Annotated in this window: 13 protein-coding genes and 1 other annotated feature; of the genes, 2 read left to right on the top strand and 11 right to left on the bottom strand. The window is 34.1% G+C overall.

Features of this window, described 5'->3' with window-relative positions; translation table 11 throughout:
- Positions 1-231: 231 nt before the first annotated feature.
- The 4 genes from rplL to rplK form a co-directional block, all read right to left on the bottom strand.
- Entirely contained in the window at positions 232-600 is a 369-nt protein-coding gene (gene rplL, locus ACODH8_RS12335) for a 50S ribosomal protein L7/L12 (RefSeq protein WP_332525961.1), read from the bottom strand.
- A 75-nt stretch (positions 601-675) separates the two neighbouring features.
- Positions 676-1,179 carry a 50S ribosomal protein L10 gene (gene rplJ, locus ACODH8_RS12330; RefSeq protein ID WP_332467158.1) on the bottom strand — a complete coding sequence of 168 codons (504 nt, stop codon included), beginning with the start codon at positions 1,177-1,179 and terminating at the stop codon, positions 676-678.
- A gap of 35 nt (positions 1,180-1,214) precedes the next feature.
- Positions 1,215-1,339 (bottom strand) — a sequence feature (ribosomal protein L10 leader region).
- Positions 1,340-1,390: 51 nt separating this feature from the next.
- A complete protein-coding gene (gene rplA, locus ACODH8_RS12325; RefSeq protein WP_332467157.1) occupies positions 1,391-2,080 on the bottom strand; it encodes a 50S ribosomal protein L1 in 690 nt (229 codons plus the stop codon).
- 108 nt (positions 2,081-2,188) lie between these two features.
- On the bottom strand, positions 2,189-2,611 hold the full coding sequence (gene rplK, locus ACODH8_RS12320; RefSeq protein WP_332467156.1) for a 50S ribosomal protein L11: 423 nt from the start codon (positions 2,609-2,611) through the stop codon (positions 2,189-2,191).
- Positions 2,612-2,827: 216 nt separating this feature from the next.
- Here rplK and ACODH8_RS12315 point away from each other — a divergent pair, with 216 nt between their 5' ends.
- Positions 2,828-3,403: a GNAT family N-acetyltransferase gene (locus ACODH8_RS12315; RefSeq protein WP_332467155.1), complete on the top strand. Its 576-nt coding sequence runs from the start codon at positions 2,828-2,830 to the stop codon at positions 3,401-3,403.
- 174 nt (positions 3,404-3,577) lie between these two features.
- Entirely contained in the window at positions 3,578-5,530 is a 1,953-nt protein-coding gene (locus tag ACODH8_RS12310; RefSeq protein WP_332467154.1) for a heavy metal translocating P-type ATPase, read from the top strand.
- Between the two features lie 59 nt (positions 5,531-5,589).
- On the opposite strand, the gene ACODH8_RS12305 is transcribed toward ACODH8_RS12310, so the two are convergent.
- The 7 genes from ACODH8_RS12305 to ACODH8_RS12275 all read right to left on the bottom strand — a co-directional run bounded on the left by ACODH8_RS12305 (position 5,590) and on the right by ACODH8_RS12275 (position 20,511).
- Positions 5,590-14,769: a Cna B-type domain-containing protein gene (locus ACODH8_RS12305; protein ID WP_332467153.1), complete on the bottom strand. Its 9,180-nt coding sequence runs from the start codon at positions 14,767-14,769 to the stop codon at positions 5,590-5,592.
- Between the two features lie 117 nt (positions 14,770-14,886).
- On the bottom strand, positions 14,887-15,939 hold the full coding sequence (locus ACODH8_RS12300) for a Gfo/Idh/MocA family oxidoreductase (protein ID WP_332467152.1): 1,053 nt from the start codon (positions 15,937-15,939) through the stop codon (positions 14,887-14,889).
- Positions 15,940-15,956: 17 nt separating this feature from the next.
- Positions 15,957-16,925 (bottom strand): sugar phosphate isomerase/epimerase, encoded by a 969-nt coding sequence (locus ACODH8_RS12295; protein ID WP_332467151.1) that lies wholly within the window; start codon positions 16,923-16,925, stop codon positions 15,957-15,959.
- 14 nt (positions 16,926-16,939) lie between these two features.
- The gene (locus tag ACODH8_RS12290; protein ID WP_332467150.1) at positions 16,940-17,680 is read right to left on the bottom strand and encodes a sugar phosphate isomerase/epimerase; all 741 of its coding nucleotides are present in this window, start codon (positions 17,678-17,680) and stop codon (positions 16,940-16,942) included.
- Between the two features lie 3 nt (positions 17,681-17,683).
- Entirely contained in the window at positions 17,684-18,409 is a 726-nt protein-coding gene (locus tag ACODH8_RS12285; RefSeq protein WP_332467149.1) for a ThuA domain-containing protein, read from the bottom strand.
- A gap of 66 nt (positions 18,410-18,475) precedes the next feature.
- Positions 18,476-19,555, bottom strand: a complete 1,080-nt coding sequence (locus tag ACODH8_RS12280; RefSeq protein ID WP_332467148.1) for a Gfo/Idh/MocA family oxidoreductase — start codon at positions 19,553-19,555, stop codon at positions 18,476-18,478.
- A gap of 80 nt (positions 19,556-19,635) precedes the next feature.
- Positions 19,636-20,511 carry an AraC family transcriptional regulator gene (locus ACODH8_RS12275; RefSeq protein ID WP_332467147.1) on the bottom strand — a complete coding sequence of 292 codons (876 nt, stop codon included), beginning with the start codon at positions 20,509-20,511 and terminating at the stop codon, positions 19,636-19,638.
- Positions 20,512-20,562: the final 51 nt, after the last annotated feature.

Here is a 20,562-nt window from a genome sequence, read left to right as displayed (position 1 = left end):
AAACTACGTATCACTATTTGTCTCAAAGGAAATGCTTTTAAAACACCAAAAAAGATCTAGAAAACTTTTGTTTTCTAGATCCTCATTCTTACTATTTACTCTCACCAACACTAGTTGACAAAGAGCCTATTATCACAAACTTAATCATCACAACATTAGCTTTAATAATCCTTTAAACACAAAAAAAGAGTGAGACAATTGTCTCACTCTTTAAGCTTTTTACTATAAAAATTATTTTACAGTTACTGAAGCTCCAACTTCTTCTAAAGCAGCTTTTAATGCTTCAGCGTCGTCTTTAGAAACGCCTTCTTTGATTGGTGCAGGAGCGCCATCAACTAAAGCTTTAGCTTCTTTAAGACCTAATCCAGTTGCTTCACGAACAGCTTTGATAACTTTAACTTTAGAGTCACCAGCTGAAGTTAATTCTACAGTGAATTCTGTTTGTTCTGCAGCAGCAGAAGCTTCACCAGCACCAGCAGCAGCTACAGGAGCAGCAGCAGATACACCAAATTCTTCTTCGATAGCTTTTACTAAGTCATTTAATTCTAAGATTGTTGAAACTTTTAAGTCAGCAATAATTTGCTCAATGTTTAATGCCATTATGTTTTCCTCCATTGTAATCTTTTATAAGATTAATTTTTAGTTTTTTTATTTTAGTTTAAGACTAAATTGCAATTAAGCAACTTCTTCTTCTTTAGCTTCTGATACAGCTTTAACTGCGTATGCAACGTTTCTGACAGGAGCTTGTAATACTGAAAGTAACATAGAAAGTAAACCTTCACGGCTTGGTAATTTAGCAAGAGCAACGATTTCTTCAACAGAAGATACGTTTCCTTCGATAATACCACCTTTAATTTCTAATTTATCAGCAGTTTTAGCAAAATCATTCATGATTTTAGCTGGAGCAACCACGTCTTCGTTACTAAATGCTACGGCAGTAGGTCCAACGAATACGTCTTCCATTCCTTCTAAACCAGCAGCTTCAGCAGCACGACGTAAGATACCATTTTTGATAACTTTCATCTCAATGTTTGCATCACGTAATTGTTTACGTAAATCTGTTACTTGTTCAACTGTTAAACCACGGTAATCAACTACGACTACTGATGCAGCTTCTTTTAATTTAGCAGTAACAACTTCAACTTCTTGAGCTTTTTTAGCGATTGATGCTTCACTCATTTGTTTCACCTCCGTAAATATTAGATGGTGGAATTTTTTACATAAAAAAACTCCATGCCACCGTTGACATAGAGGGACCATTGATTTCATTCAATATCGTCCTCGGTAGGAAATTAAGACTTACGTCACCTACTGTCTTCGGTACAGTTATTATTAACCTAGACAACTATAACACAGATAGTTGCCTAGGACAAGTTTTTTTATTAAAAAATTATAGAGATAAGTTATCCACTTTAACACCAGGACCAAATGTTGTAGTCACTGTTAAGTTTTTAATGTAAGCACCTTTAGTTGCAGCAGGTTTAGCTTTCATAATAACTTCGTGTAAAGCTTTGAAGTTTTCGATTAATTTATCGTCTTCAAAAGATACTTTTCCGATTGGCACATGAATGTTACCTTGTTTGTCAACGCGGTAAGTTACTTTACCAGCTTTAACTTCTTCAACAGCTTTAGTTACATCCATAGTAACTGTTCCTGTTTTAGGGTTAGGCATTAATCCTTTAGGTCCTAATACACGTCCTAATTGACCAACTTGTGCCATCATGTCTGGAGTAGCTACAACTACGTCAAAGCCAAACCATCCACCTTTAATTTTTTCAACCATGTCAGCATCACCAACAAAGTCAGCTCCAGCAGCTTCTGCTTCTTTAGCTTTTTCACCTTTAGCGAAAACTAAAACAGATTGTGTTTTACCAGTTCCGTTAGGTAATACCATAGCGCCACGGATTTGTTGATCCGCTTTTTTAGGGTCAACGTTTAAGTTGTAAGCAACCTCTACAGTTGCGTCAAATTTTGCAATATTAGTTTCTTTAGCTAAAGCAACTGCTTCTGCTGCAGAATAATGTTTCATTGTATCTACTTTTTTTAATGCATCTTGCATTTTTTTACTCTTTTTAGCCATTTTGTGTTTCCTCCTTGATTGTGGTTATAACGGTTGAACCTCCCACGGAATTTATATCTTTCAATATAAACCGACTGAGAAGCTACTTCTGATATCAATAGAATAAAATTATCCTACAGTGATACCCATGCTTCGTGCAGTACCTTCTACCATGCGCATTGCTGCTTCAACGTCAGCTGCGTTTAGGTCTTGCATTTTTAATTCAGCAATTTCTTTTACTTGTTCTGGAGTTACGTTAGCAACTTTTTTAGAATTTGGTTCACCAGAACCTTTATCGATTTTAGCAGCTTTTTTTAATAATACTGCAGCTGGTGGTGTTTTTGTAATGAATGTAAATGAACGGTCTTCATATACAGAGATTACTACAGGAATGATTAATCCTGCTTGATCAGCAGTACGAGCGTTGAATTCTTTTGTGAATCCCATAATATTAATACCCGCTTGTCCTAATGCTGGTCCTACTGGTGGTGCTGGAGTTGCTTTCCCTGCTGGGATTTGTAACTTAACTAATTTTTCTACTTTTTTTGCCACGAGACATACCTCCTTAAGTCCGTGATGTGGTTTAATGGGGATGAAAATTTCCCCTCCCACGATGACACCTATATACATCATCAAAATGCATACTTTGATATTATATCTCTTTTCAATTAAATTAGCAAGCATATTTTAATAATCCAAGTCCCCTTCTTGCATGACTTTCTCACCCATGTTAGAGTGATGACATATTAATGAAGGAAGTGTATATATATGATACGACTTGCTGAACCAACAGACGCAAGTGAAGCTATAGACTTAGTGATGATTGTCTTAAAAGATATGGAACTTGAAGTCTTTAATAAATTATCTGAAGAAAAAATAAAAGAACTCCTAATAACAGCTTTTAAAGAAAAGCCAACCTATCGTTACGGTTTTAAAAACGCTCTTGTCAAAGAAGTTGATAATAAAATAGCTGGAGTTGTTTTTGGTTATCCTGATCATTTTGAAGCGACTATTGATAACGACTTTATTGATTTATTACTAGAGAATAACTTATCTGAAGACTATCAGTTTTTCAATAAAGAGGAAGTTGAAACTTTTAAAAATGAATGGTACTTGGATACTCTTGTAACTTCTCCACAATTTAGAGGCAAAGGTATTGCAAGAGAACTGCTTGATGCTTTACCAACTATCGCAAAAGAAAAAAATTGTCCAACCATTGGATTAAATGTTGATAAAGTTAATAGCAACGCCCGCCGTATTTATTTGAATAACGGTTTCGAAAAAACTGGTGAATTAGATATTTCAAATCATAGATACGATCATCTCCAAAAGAGCGTTGGCTAATTTTACCTACTATTATAGAAGAAACACCAAAAGAAAATATATTTTCTTTTGGTGTTTCTTTTTTTATTATTTTAACCAGTTATCACTTGCTATTCCCAATCATCTGTTTTATACTATATATGAACAAACATTCATATGATGAATCAGGCATATATTAAAAAGGAGGCGTTTTTTATGGCGCAACATAAACATTCTCATCAAGAACATAATCATAATCACGAACCACATGACCACAACGGACACAATCACAATCACGATCATGATCATGGAAAACTACCAGTCGTTCTTTTCTTCATTGGTTTAGCAACTTTTGCTGCTAGTTTTATTGTTAGCGAAGGATTTTGGCAAAATGTTTTAGGGACACTAACAATTTTTCTATCTGGGTACCACATTATTGTTGAAGGTATCGAAGACACTGTTAACCAAACTAAGAGTAACAAAAAATTTACACCTAACGTTCATATTCTAATGACTTTAGCAGCTATCGGTGCAGCTATTATTGGTGATTTTAGAGAAGGTGCTTTGCTAATTGTTATTTTCGCAGGAGCTCACTTCTTAGAAGATTACGCTGAAGGTAAGAGTAAACGAGAAATCACTAACTTAATGAATATGAACCCAACTGAAGCTCGCTTAATCAAAGCAGATGGTTCAACTGAAATAGTGGATGTTTCAACTTTAAAAGTTGGTGATCAACTTCAAGTTCTAAACGGTGATCAAATCCCGACAGACGGACGTATTATTTCTGGTGTTACTTCTATTGATGAATCTTCTATTAACGGAGAAAGTATTCCAGCTGAAAAAACAGTTGGTGATGATGTTTACGGAAGTACGATTAACGGTAACAGTGCTATTACTATTGAGGTTACTAAAGAAAGTTCTGAAACAGTGTTTGCTAAAATTTTAGAACTTGTTAACCAATCTCAAAGTAATCTTTCTAAAAAAGCAACAAAAATTAAAAAATTAGAACCTAAATATGTTAATGCTGTTATTATCTTAGTAACACTTTACATTGTTACAATGCCTCTTGTATTTGGTGCAACTTGGTACGATAGTTTCTATAAAGGAATGGTGTTCTTAACAGTCGCTTCACCTTGTGCTTTAGCTGCTAGTGATGTTCCTGCAACTCTTTCAGGTATTTCAAATCTTGCTAAACGAGGTGTTTTATTCAAAGGTGGTTCTTTCCTTTCAAATTTAGAAGGCATTAAAGCTATCGCATTTGATAAAACAGGAACTTTAACTGAAGGTAAACCAGAAGTAACTGATGTGTTCTTTATTCAAGAAAACCAAGAACAAACTCAATACTACTCTAATATCATCGCTGCTATGGAAAAACAAGCAAATCATCCTTTAGCAGAAGCTATCTTAAGACATTTAACAGTTACTGAAGAAATTTCTTTAAACATTGATAATCAAATTGGTAAAGGGTTAGTTTCAACTTACAAGGGTAAAGATTACCGAATTGGAAAACCATCTCAATTCAGTAATGTCTCAAATAAACTGGAAGAGTTAAACCACTTATACGCCGAACAAGGTAAAACAGTTGTTTATTTCGCTGAAAATAATGCGGTTATTGGTTTAATCGCCATGATGGACTTGCCTAATGAAAATGCTAAACAAGTTATTAGTTACTTGCAAGGACAAGGTATTCACACAACAATGATTACAGGTGACGCTGAAAAAACAGGTCAGGCAGTTGCTAAAGAATTGGGAATGGATGAGGTTGTTGGTAACGTGTTACCTGAAAACAAATCAATGATTATTGAAGAACTTGAGAAAAAATATGGTTCAACAGCAATGGTTGGAGACGGCGTTAATGACGCTCCAGCACTAGTTAAAGCTGACATTGGTATTGCAATGGGTGAAGGAACTGACATCGCTATTGATGTGGCTGACGTTGTTTTAATGAAAAATGATTTAACCAAATTAAGCTACGCTCATAAAATTTCAAAACGATTAGATAAAGTTGTTATGCAAAACATTGTTTTCTCAATGTTAGTTGTTGCAATTCTAGTTGTCTTAAACAGTATTGGTAAGATGAATTTACCATTTGGTATTTTAATCCATGAAGGAAGTACTTTAGTTGTATTATTTAATGGCTTACGACTTCTAAAACCTTTAAAAGAATAAAATAAAAAGCCTTGAAATCAATTGATTTCAAGGCTTTTCTTATGCTCTAATGTTAAAACTTAATTTACTTTTTTTCTTCTGTGCGCATAAACATAGCTTGTTGCTACAATCGTTAATAACCCTAAACTTAACAACCAAGTTGACTCTTTTTCACCTGATTGCGGTAATTTGGTTGATGGGTTTTTAGGTGTTACTTTGCCATTACCTCCCACTTCTTTTCCAACATAGGTATTCGTGATAATAATATTCCCTATGTCTTCATTGTTTACCGTCTCCTTGTAATTAGGTACTTTGGTTACTTCTTTGACTTCATATACATTTCTTTTACCTTCTTCGCTTAAAGGTAAGTCTTGCCATGTATTATGCCAATCATTATCTCCTGACAGTTGAACTGTCTCACCAAATTTTTGACCATTTTTATACAATTGAACAGTAATTTGTTTAGGTCTTGTTCCCAATTTATTTTGTTTATCTTCCCAATGTTTTGTAGCTGTTACATTGGTTATTCCTGGTGTATAAGTGTTTAAAACATCAAATCCTGATACTTTTGTGCTATAACCTTCAACGGCATTTTCTGTTATTGTGTAGACAACTTGCTTACCATTTTCGTATTTAGGCATATCAGTAAATTCATATACCCATTCATTCGATTGATCCCCTATTACTTTTTTCGATTCTAAAACTTGACCGTTTCTTAATAGATTTAATGTAATACTATCTGGGCGTTTACCTGCTTTATTATTATCGTCTGCCCACGTTTTAACTCCTGAAATAGTTATTTTTTCTGGAACATAAGAGTTAGTGATGATAACATTACCTAAGTCCGTATCATCAATATCTACCTGATAACCTGGGATTTCAGTTATTTCTTTTACTTCATAGTGAATCGCTTTTCCGTTTTGATTTTTATCTAAATCAACCCATTGATGTTGCCAGTTATTTGTGTCATTTAACTGAATCTCTTCTCCTGCCGACTCACCATTAGCATATAACTGAATAGATACAGAGTCTGGACGTTTACCATCTTGATTGTCGTTATCGTTCCATGCTTTAGACACATGAATGCCCATCTTATCTGGTGTACGGCTATTCACAATATCCTTTTCCTTGTAAGTAGCGGTATAACCATCTACATTGTCTTCTGTAATAGAATAGTTAACTTCAACACCATTTTGATAACGTGGTAACTCATTAAATGAGTAGCTCCATTCACCATTCGAATCTGGTTTGACACTCTGAGACATTACTTTTTGGTTATTTTGTAATAAATTAACTACAATTGATGCCGGTCGTTTACCATCTTGGTCCTCTTTATCTGACCACGATTTAGTTCCTGCAATAGTTATATGTTCTGGCTCATGTTGATTGGTGATAATTACATGTTGTGGGTTAGAATCATCGATCGTTGTTACATATTCTGAGACTTCTGTTTCTTCAACTACGGTGTATTCAATTTTTTGACCATAAGATTTTTCATCTAAGTCGGTCCAATTGAATCGCCAGTCATTCCCACTATGTAACTCTACTGATTCCCCTTGTTTTTTACCATTTGCATACAATTGAACATTAATTGCATTTGGTCGTTTACCATCTTGATCGTTGTTATCGTCCCAAACTTTAGACACCATCATATTCGTTTTACCCGGTGTGTGGCTGTTAATAATCGTTGTGCCTTTTATTTCTGTGGTATAGTCTTCTACCTTGTCTTCTGAAATAGTATAAACATTTTCTTTTCCTTCACTGTATTTAGGAAGATTATTAAAGCTATATTTCCACTCACCTTCTTGATTCTCTGTTACGTCTGTTGATAAGTAAGGCTGATTATTTTTTTGTAGATTCACTTTAATAGCCGCCGGTCTGACACCGTCTTGATTATTGTTATCTTCCCATAATTTCTGTCCAGATACATTAATTGTTTCTGGTGTATGGGCATTCGTAATAATCACGTTACCTAAATCAAGGTCATTGACTGTTGAAATATATTCAGAGTTAACGCCTACTTCTTTCACTTCATAGTTTATTTCTTGACCGTTTTGGTTGATATCTAAATCAGTCCAACTATTTTGCCAATTGTTTCCTTGTCTTAGTTCAATAGCTTGACCTATTTCTTGACCATTTCCATATAACTGAGCCCTGACAAGATTATCTCGTTTGCCATCTTGATTGTTATTATCGTCCCATGATTTAGAAACATGAATATCTCGTTTTCCTGGCGTATGTTGATTTGTTATGTCGTAACCTGTGTAAATTGGTATGTAATGCTCCACATTATTTTCTCTAATAGAATATGTTACTTCTTGACCTTTACTGTATTTAGGAACATCTTTAAACTCGTATAACCATTTATTATCGCTATTTTGTTTTACCTTCATAGCAAGATACTCTTGGTTATCTTGTAATAAATTAACTACAATCGAATTTGGTCTAACACCATCTTGATTATTATGGTCATCCCATGTTTTTTCACCTGATATCGTTATCACTTCTGGTGTGTGAGTGTTAGTAATAATACTGTTTCCTGGATTGTTATTGTTAATAGTTGTTGTGTAATCAGAAACTTCAGTCACCTCTTCAACACTGTACTTAATTTCTTGACCTTTAACTTTTTCATCTAAATCTGTCCATCGATATTGCCAATTGTTACCTTCACTTAAAGTGATTAATTCACCCTGTTTTTTACCATCAGCATATAGCTGAACAGCAACTGAATCACTTCGTTTGCCGTCTTGATTATTATCATCATTCCAGTTTTTCGAAACAAAGAAACTTGTTTTACCTGGCGTATGATTATTTTCAATGTCATAACCTGTTACTTTTGGTGTATACCCAGTAACGTTATTTTCTGTTACTGAATAGCGAATGATTTCGCCATTTTTATACTTCGGTAAGTCTTTGAATTCGTATTGCCACAAACCTTCATTAGTTGGTTTTACTTTTTTAGAAACAAATTCTTGACCATCTTGTAGAACATTAACAACAATTGAATCTGGACGGATACCATCTTGATTCCCCTTGTCATTCCATGTTTTTTCACCACTCACTACTACTGTTTCTGGTGTGTGAATATTAGTTATAATCACGTTTCCAGGATTATTAGTATTCACAATAGTTGAATAACCTTCAATTTCTGTTATTTCTTTTACTTCATACTGAATTACTTTTCCAGCTGATTTTTCATCTAAATCAGTCCATCGATACTGCCAATTATTACTTGCATTCAAGTGAACTAGCTCACCTTGTTTTTCGCCATTTGCGTAAAGTTGAACATCAATTGTCGGCACTCGTTTACCATCTTGATTGTTTTCATCATCCCAAGACTTAGAAACAAATAAACTTGTTTTACCTGGTGTGTGTGTATTTTCAATGTCAAAGCCAGTTACTTTTGGCGTGTATCCTTCAATATTATTTTCTGTTACTGAATAGTTTATTTCTTTTCCATTTTGATATTTTGGTAAATCTTTAAATTCATATTGCCAATTACCCTCTTGATGTGGTTTTACTTTTTTAGAAACAAACTCTTGGCCATCTTGTAGAACATTAACAACAATACTCTCTGGTCTTAAACCATCTTGATTATTCTTGTCATCCCATGTTTTTTCTCCTGAGACAGTGGTCACTTCTGGTGTATGGGTATTCGTAATAATCACATTACCAGGATTTTTAGTATTGATTGTTGTGGTGTAACCAGGAATTTGCGTTATTTCTTTAACCTCATAATCAATTACTTTTCCAGCTGATTTTTCATCTAAATCAGTCCATTGGTATTGCCAATTATTCCCTTCATTTAACTCAATTTCTTTACCCTGTTTTTTATCATTTCCATACAATTGTACCCAAACTGATTTAGCCCGTTTACCATCTTGGTTATTAGCATCATCCCAATTTTTAGAAACAAATAAACTTGTTTTACCTGGCGTATGACTATTTTCGATATTATATCCTGACACATTAGGCGTATATTCAGCCACGTCGTTTTCTGTTATTGTATATTTTATTTCTTTTCCTTGATGGTATTTTGGTAAGTTCTTAAATTCATATAACCATTTCCCATCTTTGTTTGGTTTTACTTTCTTCGCTGCAAATTCTTGACCATTTTGTAATACATTAACAACAATTGACTCTGGGCGAACACCATCTTGGTTATCCTTATCATTCCATGTCTTTTCACCAAAAATAGTTACAGTTTCTGGTACATGAGTATTGGTAATCAAAGAATTACCTGGAAGATCATTATTAATATCTGTTTCATAACCAGATACTTGAGTCACTTCTTTTGCTTGATAAGTTATCTTTTCTCCTGATTCATTTAACTCTAAATCTGCCCATTGGTATTGCCAATTATTTCCTTCACTTAATTCAATTTCTTTCCCTTGCTTTTTATCATTAGCATACAGTTGAACCCATACTGATTTAGCTCGTTTGCCATCTTGATTGTTCTCATCATCCCATGATTTTGAAACGAAAAAGCTTGTTTTATCAGGTGTATGACTATTTTCAATATCATATCCTTTCACACTTGGTGTATAACCTTCAACACTATTTTCAGTAACCGTATAGGTTATTTCTCTTCCTTGATGATATTTTGGTAAGTCAGTAAACTCATAATGCCACTTGCCATCATTATCAGCTTTAACTTTTTTAGCCATAAATCCTTGGCCGTCTCGCAACACATTTACCACTATTGATTCTGGTCGAATACCATCTTGGTTGTTTTTATCATTCCACGTTTTAGTTCCAGATACTGTTACAGTTTCTGGCTCATGCTTATTCGTAATAATCACATTACCTGGATGATCTGTATTGATTGTTGTTGTATAACCTGATACTTGAGTGATTTCTTTAACTTCATATTTAACCACTTTTCCTAATTGTTTCTCATCTAAATCTACCCATTGATGTTGCCAATTATTGCTTTCATTTAACTCAACAGCTGCCCCTATTTTTTCACCATTTCCATATAACTGAGCTGATACAGAATTTTCTCGTTTACCATCTTGGTCATTAGCGTCATCCCACGCTTTAGAAACAAATAAACTTGTTTTATTTGGCGTATGAGTATTTTCAATATTATATCCTGTAACAGAAGGAGTATAACCTGGGACTTCATTTTCAGTCACAGAATACTTGATTTCTTTTCCTTTATCATACTTAGGTAAATCTTTAAACGTATATTCCCATTTATCTGCTGAATCAGGCATCACTTTTTTAGAGAGAAATTCCTGTCCGTTTTGTAGAACATTAATCACAACACTACCTGGTCTTAAACCGTCCTGATTGTTTTTATCATTCCATGTTTTCTCACCAGAAAGGCTAATGACTTCTGGAGTATGCTGATTAGTAAATTCAAAATTCCCTTTATTATCAGTTGTTTCAGAAACTAATTCGTACTCAGGAATTTTTGTTACTTCTTTTACTGAATAAGTTACTTCCTTGCCTTTTTCAGTTTTATCTAGATTATTCCATTCGTAGAACCATTTATTTCCTGAATGTAATTTAACAGGAGTTCCTTCTTTTTTGTCATTTCGATAAAGTTGAACTTCGACATTATTTGGCCTAATCCCATCTTGATCGTTTTGGTCATCCCAATTTTTCTTCGCTGTTACTTTTGTTTTTTCGATGATTTTTTCATTGGTAAATGTTAATTTGTCCATACCAGTCGATGTCAGACGAGTTACTGTCACTGGAATACCTTTAGCTAGCTCTTCTGAAATTTGATACCCTTCACTTGGTTGTATTTCTTTTAGGATATAGTCTCCCAATGGTAACTTGTTAAAAACGGCTTGGCCATCCTTATCTGTTTTTGCTGTTCCAAAAGATCGTTTACCCGTTTTATCAAAAATCTCAAAAATAGTTCCTACTAACGGTTTTGGCGTATCTTCTCCATATTCTTCTGACTGCTTAAGGACATATAATTTCCCTTGTTTTCCACTAGCAGTTCCACTTCCTGAAGACATTTTTACAGATATTTTTTTAGATTTTTCTTGAGAAAGTATCTCTTGGTTATTTCCTTTGATTTCAACTTTGTTCGTTACAAACTCACCTGTATTTTTTTCTAAAAATAACGTTGATTTATATTCTAACAAGTAAGCTCGATCAATTTTTTCCTCTTTAAATGAAATCTTTAATGCCTGTTCAAACGTTTCCTCGTTAGTATCTAAAGCCACTGAATAGTCATTAGTATCAACTGCTTTTCCTTTTTTCAAGTTTCCTCGTTCATCTGTATCTAACTCATATAGAATGATGGAATCCTTTATAATGGATTGATTAGATGAAGGCTTATCTGTGATGACCGGATTGTAAATAGTTGATTGACTTGGATTAATAGTCACCTTCCACTGTACAAAACCTTCCGTGTCTTGAAATCCACTCTTTTCTACAAAGGTATCTCCATTAGCTACTGAAACGTCACCTTCAATTTTAAAACTCTCTGGTCCAACTTCACTTGCTTGAATTAAAGCAGTGTTGTGATACTTGCTACTTTCATGAATAACCTGATCGACTAGTGAGGTATTAAAAATCATTAAATATTGATCATCTTTATTAACCTCTTTTAACTTAATGGTTAATTCATTTTGAGTTAGTAAATCCGTTGGAGAAAATAAACCTGAATTTTTAGTTGGTTCTATCACAGTTAGTAACTCTTCTAGTTCTTGTCCTACTATTCTTTTACCAGGTATTACTTCTCCTGAGTTAGAAATCGTGTATCGATACAATTTTAAACTTCCAGGAACATAGACTTGATTAGACGTTAGCGCATCGCGAATAACTACGTCGCCTAATTTTTGACTGTTATAATTAATACCTAATTGCCATTCAATCTCTTTTGTTTTAGCATTATAATTTCCATGCTTAAAACCATCTGACTGGTCCTCTGGCCTTGGCTCAAAACTACTACCACTCGAGTTGGTTACAACTCTTCCGTCTTGAGTCGTCCAAGTTGCTTTAGCTGTATTAGAAAAACGCTCTTCTCCTGCTTCATGAAGTTTAGGTGTATCAAACAACGTTTCATAACTTATTTCAAAGACATTTTTAGTCTTTGCATAATCACCGATAAATGAAATTTTATATTCTTTTGAGCCTACACTATAATCAAACAAATAATCTTTGCCTTGAACTAGTGTTTTTCCAGCTGTAAAATCCCTAATCTCAATTTGAGCTGGTTCTCCTAGAATAGTTAATCCAGTAGACATGTTATCTTCTAAAACAAAATGATTCATTTCATATTTATTCGTGTTAACTCTAATATGCCACTCAACTGTTTTATTCCGGTAATTAATATCAGAGTGCCATTTCGCTAACACTCTTTGATAGGCTTCTCCTTTAGAAGAAGATTCATTTTTATTACCATCTTCCACATAGTTTGTATAAACATGTTTTTCATCTGAGCCATGAATTTCTTCATTAATAACTGTTTGATAAGTAATGGTTGTAGCATAATCAATATCTTCTAAAAACTGGATATTAAACCCATTACCATTTGGAATTAATCGATAATGCTGCCCCTCAACAAGCTTTTCACCTTGTCCAACTTGATTACCATTGTCATCAAATGTTACTTTACGTATTTCAAAACTATTACGATCAAGAACCATGTTACCATCAAAAATATCTCTTAAATAAGCCTTATCCTTTTTGATAGTTGACTCTATGTGATTATATTCAATCTTCCATGACATTACTTGTGAGTCAGGATTGTAATGAGTCATTTGTTTATCTAGCATTTTTTTATATTGAGCATCGATTGTAGCACTTGCTACTAATTCTTCTGCCACTTCTTCGGAAGTCATTTTAGCTTGATTGTAATAATTAACCCAACCACCCGCTTCTCCAGGCTTAGAGCTGTCTTCAATTTTAGTTTTGTAACTTAAACGATATGCTTTATTTATTTTACCTTTAAAAGTTACCTTAGTACCATCACTATTCACGGTATAAGCTGAACTAGGCAATACAGCTCCTTCTTGAACGCGTCCATCAATCCCCATAAGAAGTTCTTTGATTTCTATAGATTCAAACAAAGTCTCTTTTGGAAATACTTCTGTCACTACCGCATTATGATGAATACCGTAATTTTGGTTAATGTCTACATCCCAATTAATATGAGTTGGATTGTTTTTACGGTTGAGATTCCCTTTTTTACTCATGGTATTTTTTACTTGATTTTGTAAAAACACTTTAATTTCAGGAGATTCATCTACAAAAGGAAAAGCAATGATATTTTCACCGTATTCCTTCATCTCTCCCTGTTTAAGACTACTTCCAACTTGAAGAGTTCCTTCAATACCATATTCAGATTCAAGTTGCTCATTAAATGTAATCCTACCTTTTCCAGATGTATCTATTTTATACGTTGCATACACAACACCAGCTTCTGAAGCTAATTCTCCTTCAATAGGTGTATAAATCCCTATTTCAGAAGGTAATACAAACTCATAATAATCTCCTGATTTCATTTGTTCACGTACATCTTCAGGTAGGTCATATTTCATGTTAACTTGGAGTTCTTCTCCTAGAGTAATAGGTGTTTTTTCTCCATCTAGTGTAATAAAATCAGAATTACTCAAGTCTTTCTTTTTTATCACAACATCTTTAAAGAAAGCCCTATTTCCTAGTATTTCACTAATATCTTGATTTTTTCTAACATCTTTTGATTTTTTCTTTTCTTCAACAAGTAGCTCTTCTTTTTCTTTTGATTCACTCTCTTTTGTAGCAGTCGTCTCATCTGTTGTTTCTGTTACGTCTTCTACTTCCTCACTAGATGTTTCTACTGTTTCTTCTGTTGCCACTTCTAGTTCAATCGTTTCAGATACAACTTGAGTATCATAGGAAGCTGAGATTACTTGATTCGCTGTACTCTTATCTACTAAACTTCCCTTTAAGTGAAGTTCAACTTCAGAAGGAACTTCACTATCAAAATGAACTTTTAAACTCGTTCCTTGCTGCTCAAAATAACCTATTACTCCACCAGAGTTATTTTTTATATCCTCATTATTTGAACTATTTAATACAAAACCGCCCAAATGAATCTGGTGCTCCCCTTTTTCTACTGAATCAGAAGATAAACGTAAGTTCACATCAATCTCTTCTGTGTTACTTATTTTCTCTTCTTCTACTGATAAATGCAGCAATGTTAATCCTACAGAGTTAACATCTTCTCTAATAACTTCAGCTAACGTGATTAATGGTGTTAGCATTTGCATGATTAGAATAACTAATGATAATATTAGCCACCTTTTCTTCATTTTTATATCCCCTTTTTTATAAAATATACCTATAGTTTAACATAAAGGGTTTCTTATTAGAATTTTTAAAACTAGTGAAAAAAGAAGCTAACTTTTGCGTTAGCTTCTACTCATATATTATTCAAATTCAATAACTTGTTGTTTTTCTGCTGCTTCAAAAATAGCTTCGATTAATTTTAATACACGGTAAACTTCTTCATTTTTAACGATTGGTTCAGCGTTATTTCGAACTACATCGTAAAAGTTAGCATAAAACGGAGCAACATCAGCTGCTACTTCTTTGATTGGCAAGGTTGTTGTTGCTTCTTCAGAAGGTGGGGCCATTGTTTTAGTTAAACCTGCTCCAGCTTTAATCGGTACTAAATTATGGTGATCAATGGTTCCAGTTTGCTTCACAATTTCACCTGATAAATCCCAATCACGAATGACTGATGCCCCTTCAAAACCTCTTACGTACCAACGAGGTAATTTGATAAAGTTAGTTGTTCCCACTTCAATAATAGCTTTTACGCCATTCTCGAAAGTTAAATAACTAATAAAGCCATCATCCACATCATCACCTAAAACAAAACTTAAGTCAGCCGCTACTTTTTTAACTGGGCTATCAACCATATAAAGCATCTGGTCTAATAAATGGACACCCCAATCTAAAAGCATTCCGCCACCATGTTGTTTCAAATGACGCCAATCGCCAGGAATACCGTTAGCGCCTTGAACACGTGATTCAATTTGGAACAACTCTCCAATTTGTCTGTTGTTATACAAATCACGGATAATTAAGAAATCATTATCCCAGCGACGATTTTGATGAACCATAAAGACTTTACCTTCAAGTTTAGCTAAAGCAAACACTTCTTCAAATTCTTTAGTATTCATCATCACTGGTTTCTCACAAACAACATGTTTACCAGCTTTTAAAGCTGCAATAGATAACTCTTTATGAGAGTCATTTGGTGTTGCAATTAAAACAGCTTCAACTGACTGATCTTCTAAAACATCTTCTAATGTAGCATAAACTTTAAAGCCTTCTTCTTCTGCTAAATCTAAACGTTTTTGATCAATGTCATAAACACCAACGACTTTGACACCGTCTTTTTCTTGAATTAAACCTTTAGCATGGTAACTTCCCATACCACCATAGCCGATTACGACAAAATTAATGGTTTTCATTAAAAATCCTCCTGTTATTACGCCCACCACATATCAGTTGGTTGGTCGTTAATCATAATTGATTTTAAATTAGTAACTGCTCTGTCAAAACCTTCGTCAATAGACATTAATGGGTCTTCATGCTCAATACTTAAAACATAGTCGTAACCATATAATCTTAGCGCACTAATAATATCAGACCATTCTTGAATACTATGTCCACAACCAACTGATCTAAATGTCCATGAACGTGTTTGAACATTACCATATGGCTGCATATCTGTTAAACCATACATGTTAATATTGTCTTGGTCTAAGAAAGTATCTTTTGCATGGAAGTGATGAATAGCATTTTCTTTACCTAAAATCTTAATCGCTCCCACTGGGTCAATTCCTTGCCACCATAAGTGAGACGGATCTAAGTTACAGCCAATGGCTTTTCCAGCTGCATCTCTTAATTTAAGCATTGTATAAGGAGTATGAGCAGAGAACCCACCATGTAACTCAATACCAATTTTCACACCAGCCGCTTCACTTGCTTGGTTAATATCTTTCCAATAAGGTATTAATTTTTTCTCCCATTGATAGTTGTAAATGTCTCCGTATTCAGTTGGCCAAGGTAAAACTGGCCAGTTAACAGTTGTATCTGTTTCGTTACCAGCAGGAATACCAGAAAAGCCATTAACAACTGGCACATTCATTACTGATGCTAATTGAATTGTTTTACGTAATAACTCATCTGCTTCAGTTGCTTCTTTTTTATTTGGTGAAACGGGATTGTTATGACAACTAAAAGCACTAATTTCTAAACCTTTATCATTTAGTTTAGCTAAATATTCTTTTCTCGCATCACTACTTACTAATAATTTATCAATATCACAGTGAGCGTTACCAGGAGATCCTCCTGTTCCAATTTCTACTGTTTGAAGTCCTCTTTTAGCTACTGCTTCAATCATTTCGTCAAAGCTTAAATTATTAAATAAAGGTGTAAATACGCCTAATTTCATTTTTTTCTTCCTCTCTATCTTAATTCTTTTAAGGTTTTAATATTAACTTCAGCACTTTCCATTGGTGTTAACGCTTGGAAAGCTTCTTGCTCAATAACAACCCATTCTAAGTCAGCAGATTTTGCCCACTCCATATAACTTGCAATTGGTAAAATTCCTTTACCAATCTCAGTACTTTCACGGTCATCTCCTGTTACTAACATATCTTTAATGTGTAACCATTTAATATTTTGTTGATGTTTCGTTAACCAAGGTAGCACTTCTACTCCTGCAAAAGTTAACCAATACGTATCAATTTCTAGTTGAATAGAAGGAATCATTTCAATCATTTTTTCTAAGATATTCACATTAGGAATATCCATAATTTCATGGGCATGATTGTGATAACCTAAAGTTAAACCTTCAGCTGCCACTTTATCAGCGATTTCTTTTAATTCAGTGATTTTTTCTTCCCACTCATCTTCTGTATCAGCTCCAATATAAGGAACAATAACAGACTGATTACCAATCTCTTTTTCATAAGCAATCGTTGCTTCAAAATTATCTCTTAAGGCTTCAAAGCCAATATGAGCTCCTGAAATTTTTAAGCCTAATTCATTTAAAGTTGATTTAAGCTCGTTACTTGTTTTATCATAGTAACCCGCAAATTCTACCCCTTCATAACCAAAGGCTTTTACTTGCTCTAAAACTGAATCAAAATTGTCTTTACAAGCGTCCTGAACGCTCCAAAGTTGTAAACTAATTAATGGTTTCATGGTTTATCCTTCCCAGTTCTCTAATTTTTCAAGTGGTTGATGATGTCCATATGTTGGATACGTGCTATCAGTTGGATTTGCCCACTTAACAGCATTTTTAATAACGCGTTGTACTTTTGGATGGTAGTAAGATGGATAAGTTTCATGACCTGGTTGGAAATAAAAAATCTTACCATTACCACGTTTATACGTACAACCACCTCTAAAGACTTCCCCACCTTGATACCAATTAATAAAAATCAGCTCGTCTGGTGCTGGGATATCAAAATGCTCACCGTACATCTCTTCTTTTTCAAGTTCGATGTACTCACCAATACCATCAGTAATTGGATGACTTGGGTTTACATTCCAAATACGGCACGTTTCATCTGCTTCACGCCATTTTAAATCGCAACTAGTTCCCATTAGCTTAATGAAAATTTTTGACATGTGACCTGAATGAAGAACAATTAGTCCCATTCCTTGTAAGACACGTTCGTGAACACGGTTAACAATTTCCTCAGATACTTCATGATGAGCCACATGCCCCCACCATAATAAAACATCTGTGTCATTTAAGACTTCTTCTGTTAAACCATGCTCTTCTTCATCTAAAGTAGCTGTTCTAACAGTAAATTCTTCTTGTAAAAAATTCTTTAATTGACCATGAATTCCTTCTGGATAAACTTCTCGAACTTTTTCATCGGTTTTTTCATGACGGTATTCATTCCATACAGTTACATTAATCATCAATTTCATCCTTTTTTATAGGCTAAAAAGTCTACTGAATAACATTAGCAGACTTTTAGCTTTATTTTATTTGTTTAAGAACACTGGTTCACCTGTTTTAGATGATTCATAGATTGCTTCTAAGATTTCTGTTACAACGAGTGCTTCTTCAGGTTTAACCACTGGATCAGTGTCATTTAAAATGGCATTAATCCAAGAAGTTGCTTCAACTACTGCTGGATCTGTTCCTGCGCCATCATAAAACGCAACGCCTCCTGTTTCAAGCTCTACTTGACGTTGGTATAATAGTCCACGATCTTCTCCATTGATTGTTAAACCATTTTTCATATCAGCTCCAGCTTTTGTTCCAGATAAACTTGTTTTAGCTTCATCAACATCTAAGCTATTAATAGCCCAGCTTGCTTCTAAAATAATTGATGCGCCATTTTCCATTGTAATGAAACCAAATGCTGAATCTTCAACAGTGAATTTTTCAGGATCCCATGGTCCCCAAGCATTCGCTGCATTTTTTGTTGAAGATAATTTATGGTATGCATTTCCTACAACATATTTTGGTTTGTAATTATTCATCATCCATAATGTTAAGTCTAGGGCATGAGTTCCGATATCAATTAATGGACCTCCACCTTGAGCTTCTTCATCTAAGAAAACGCCCCAAGTCGGTACAGCACGACGACGAATCGCATGAGCTTTCCCAACATAAATATCTCCTAATTCTCCAGCTTCACACATTTCATGTAAGTAATGAGAATCTGTTCTAAATCTATTTTGATAACCAACTGTTAATTTTTTACCTGTTTCTTTAGCTGCTTCAAGCATTGCTCTAGCTTCTTCACTTGTTTTAGCCATTGGTTTTTCACACATAACGTGTTTGTCTGAATGAAGTCCCGCAATTGAAATCTCTGCATGAGAGTTGTTTGGTGTACAAACATGAATCACATCAATTGATGAATCTTTTAATAACTCTTGATAATCTGTGTAGACTTTTGCCTCACTTGTTCCAAAATCAGCTTTTGCTTTTTCAGCACGTTCTTCGATAATGTCACAGAATGCTACCATTTCTACTTCTTTTACTTGTTTCAAAGCAGGCATATGTTTCCCATTTGCAATACCACCGCAACCGATAATTCCAATTTTTAAAGTCATAATAAAAGAAACCTCCATAAAGTTTTGTTTGTACCATCATTCTACAAAACTTTGATAGGGGTTTCTTCCTTCTTTTTGATTCAATTATTCCCGAATATTGTCTTTTGGAATTTTAAGGGTGACATACCCACTTGTTCCTTAAACACATGATGAAATGTTTTAACACTATTAAAGCCAGATTTTTCGGCAACATCTATCATCGGAATTTTTTCATGTGACAAAATATATTTAGCTTGGTTGATTCGATAGTCTGTTAAAAACTGCATAAACGTTTGTCCTGTATTTTTTTTAAAAAATCTTGAAAAATAATACGGACTAAAGCCAATGACACTAGCTATTTCATCTAAAGTAATGCCTTCATCGAAATGATTTTCAATATACATAAAGATTTCATTTAATCGCTCTAAGGTTTCATGACTATTAACCGCCTCACTAAAAGTTGCTTTTTGATAAATCGCTGGCTTCTTAGGAATATCTCGGTAATAAATCGTCATCAAACGTAATAAGTCACTAATAACAGCGTGTTGATAACCTGGTTTCTCATTTGTCATCTCTTCAAATGAATCTTCTAAACAAGCTACAACCTGTTGCTTAACTTCATAAGGCCAATAAACACTATGATTTTCAGCTTGTTCAAATAAACGTGCAATCTCTAAATGACTCTTTTCTTTAAAGAGCTTATCTCTAAATAAAGATAACTCAAATTGAAACACTTTTCGGTTACTACCTGGAGAGGCCACAAAATAATGAGCTTCCCCACTACCAAAAACAAAAATTTCACCTTCATGAACTTGGACAATTTGGTTGTTATACCCAATGTTCACGGATCCTTTAGTCACATAAATGATTTCAATTTCCTTATGCCAATGTGGAGGTACAATAATCTCTCCTGCATTTTCAAAAGTGATGAATGGGAAATGCTCTGCCCAATCAGGAATTTCTAAAAATAAACTCATGCTTATACCTCCTTTGGTTTTAGATAATACTTGCCGATAAACTAATAACAA

This window comes from Vagococcus fluvialis, assembly GCF_048815235.1.
Lineage (GTDB): Bacteria > Bacillota > Bacilli > Lactobacillales > Vagococcaceae > Vagococcus.
Note: the sequence above shows the minus strand (reverse complement) of the source record. Positions and strands in the feature narration are given on the sequence as shown.

Coding starts and splice junctions, on each gene's coding strand:
- rplL (WP_332525961.1), bottom strand. CDS start 600: ATGGCATTAAACATTGAGCAAATTATTGCTGACTTAAAAGTTTCAACA.
- rplJ (WP_332467158.1), bottom strand. CDS start 1,179: ATGAGTGAAGCATCAATCGCTAAAAAAGCTCAAGAAGTTGAAGTTGTT.
- rplA (WP_332467157.1), bottom strand. CDS start 2,080: ATGGCTAAAAAGAGTAAAAAAATGCAAGATGCATTAAAAAAAGTAGAT.
- ACODH8_RS12315 (WP_332467155.1), top strand. CDS start 2,828: ATGATACGACTTGCTGAACCAACAGACGCAAGTGAAGCTATAGACTTA.
- ACODH8_RS12310 (WP_332467154.1), top strand. CDS start 3,578: ATGGCGCAACATAAACATTCTCATCAAGAACATAATCATAATCACGAA.
- ACODH8_RS12305 (WP_332467153.1), bottom strand. CDS start 14,769: ATGAAGAAAAGGTGGCTAATATTATCATTAGTTATTCTAATCATGCAA.
- ACODH8_RS12300 (WP_332467152.1), bottom strand. CDS start 15,939: ATGAAAACCATTAATTTTGTCGTAATCGGCTATGGTGGTATGGGAAGT.
- ACODH8_RS12295 (WP_332467151.1), bottom strand. CDS start 16,925: ATGAAATTAGGCGTATTTACACCTTTATTTAATAATTTAAGCTTTGAC.
- ACODH8_RS12290 (WP_332467150.1), bottom strand. CDS start 17,680: ATGAAACCATTAATTAGTTTACAACTTTGGAGCGTTCAGGACGCTTGT.
- ACODH8_RS12285 (WP_332467149.1), bottom strand. CDS start 18,409: ATGATTAATGTAACTGTATGGAATGAATACCGTCATGAAAAAACCGAT.
- ACODH8_RS12280 (WP_332467148.1), bottom strand. CDS start 19,555: ATGACTTTAAAAATTGGAATTATCGGTTGCGGTGGTATTGCAAATGGG.
- ACODH8_RS12275 (WP_332467147.1), bottom strand. CDS start 20,511: ATGAGTTTATTTTTAGAAATTCCTGATTGGGCAGAGCATTTCCCATTC.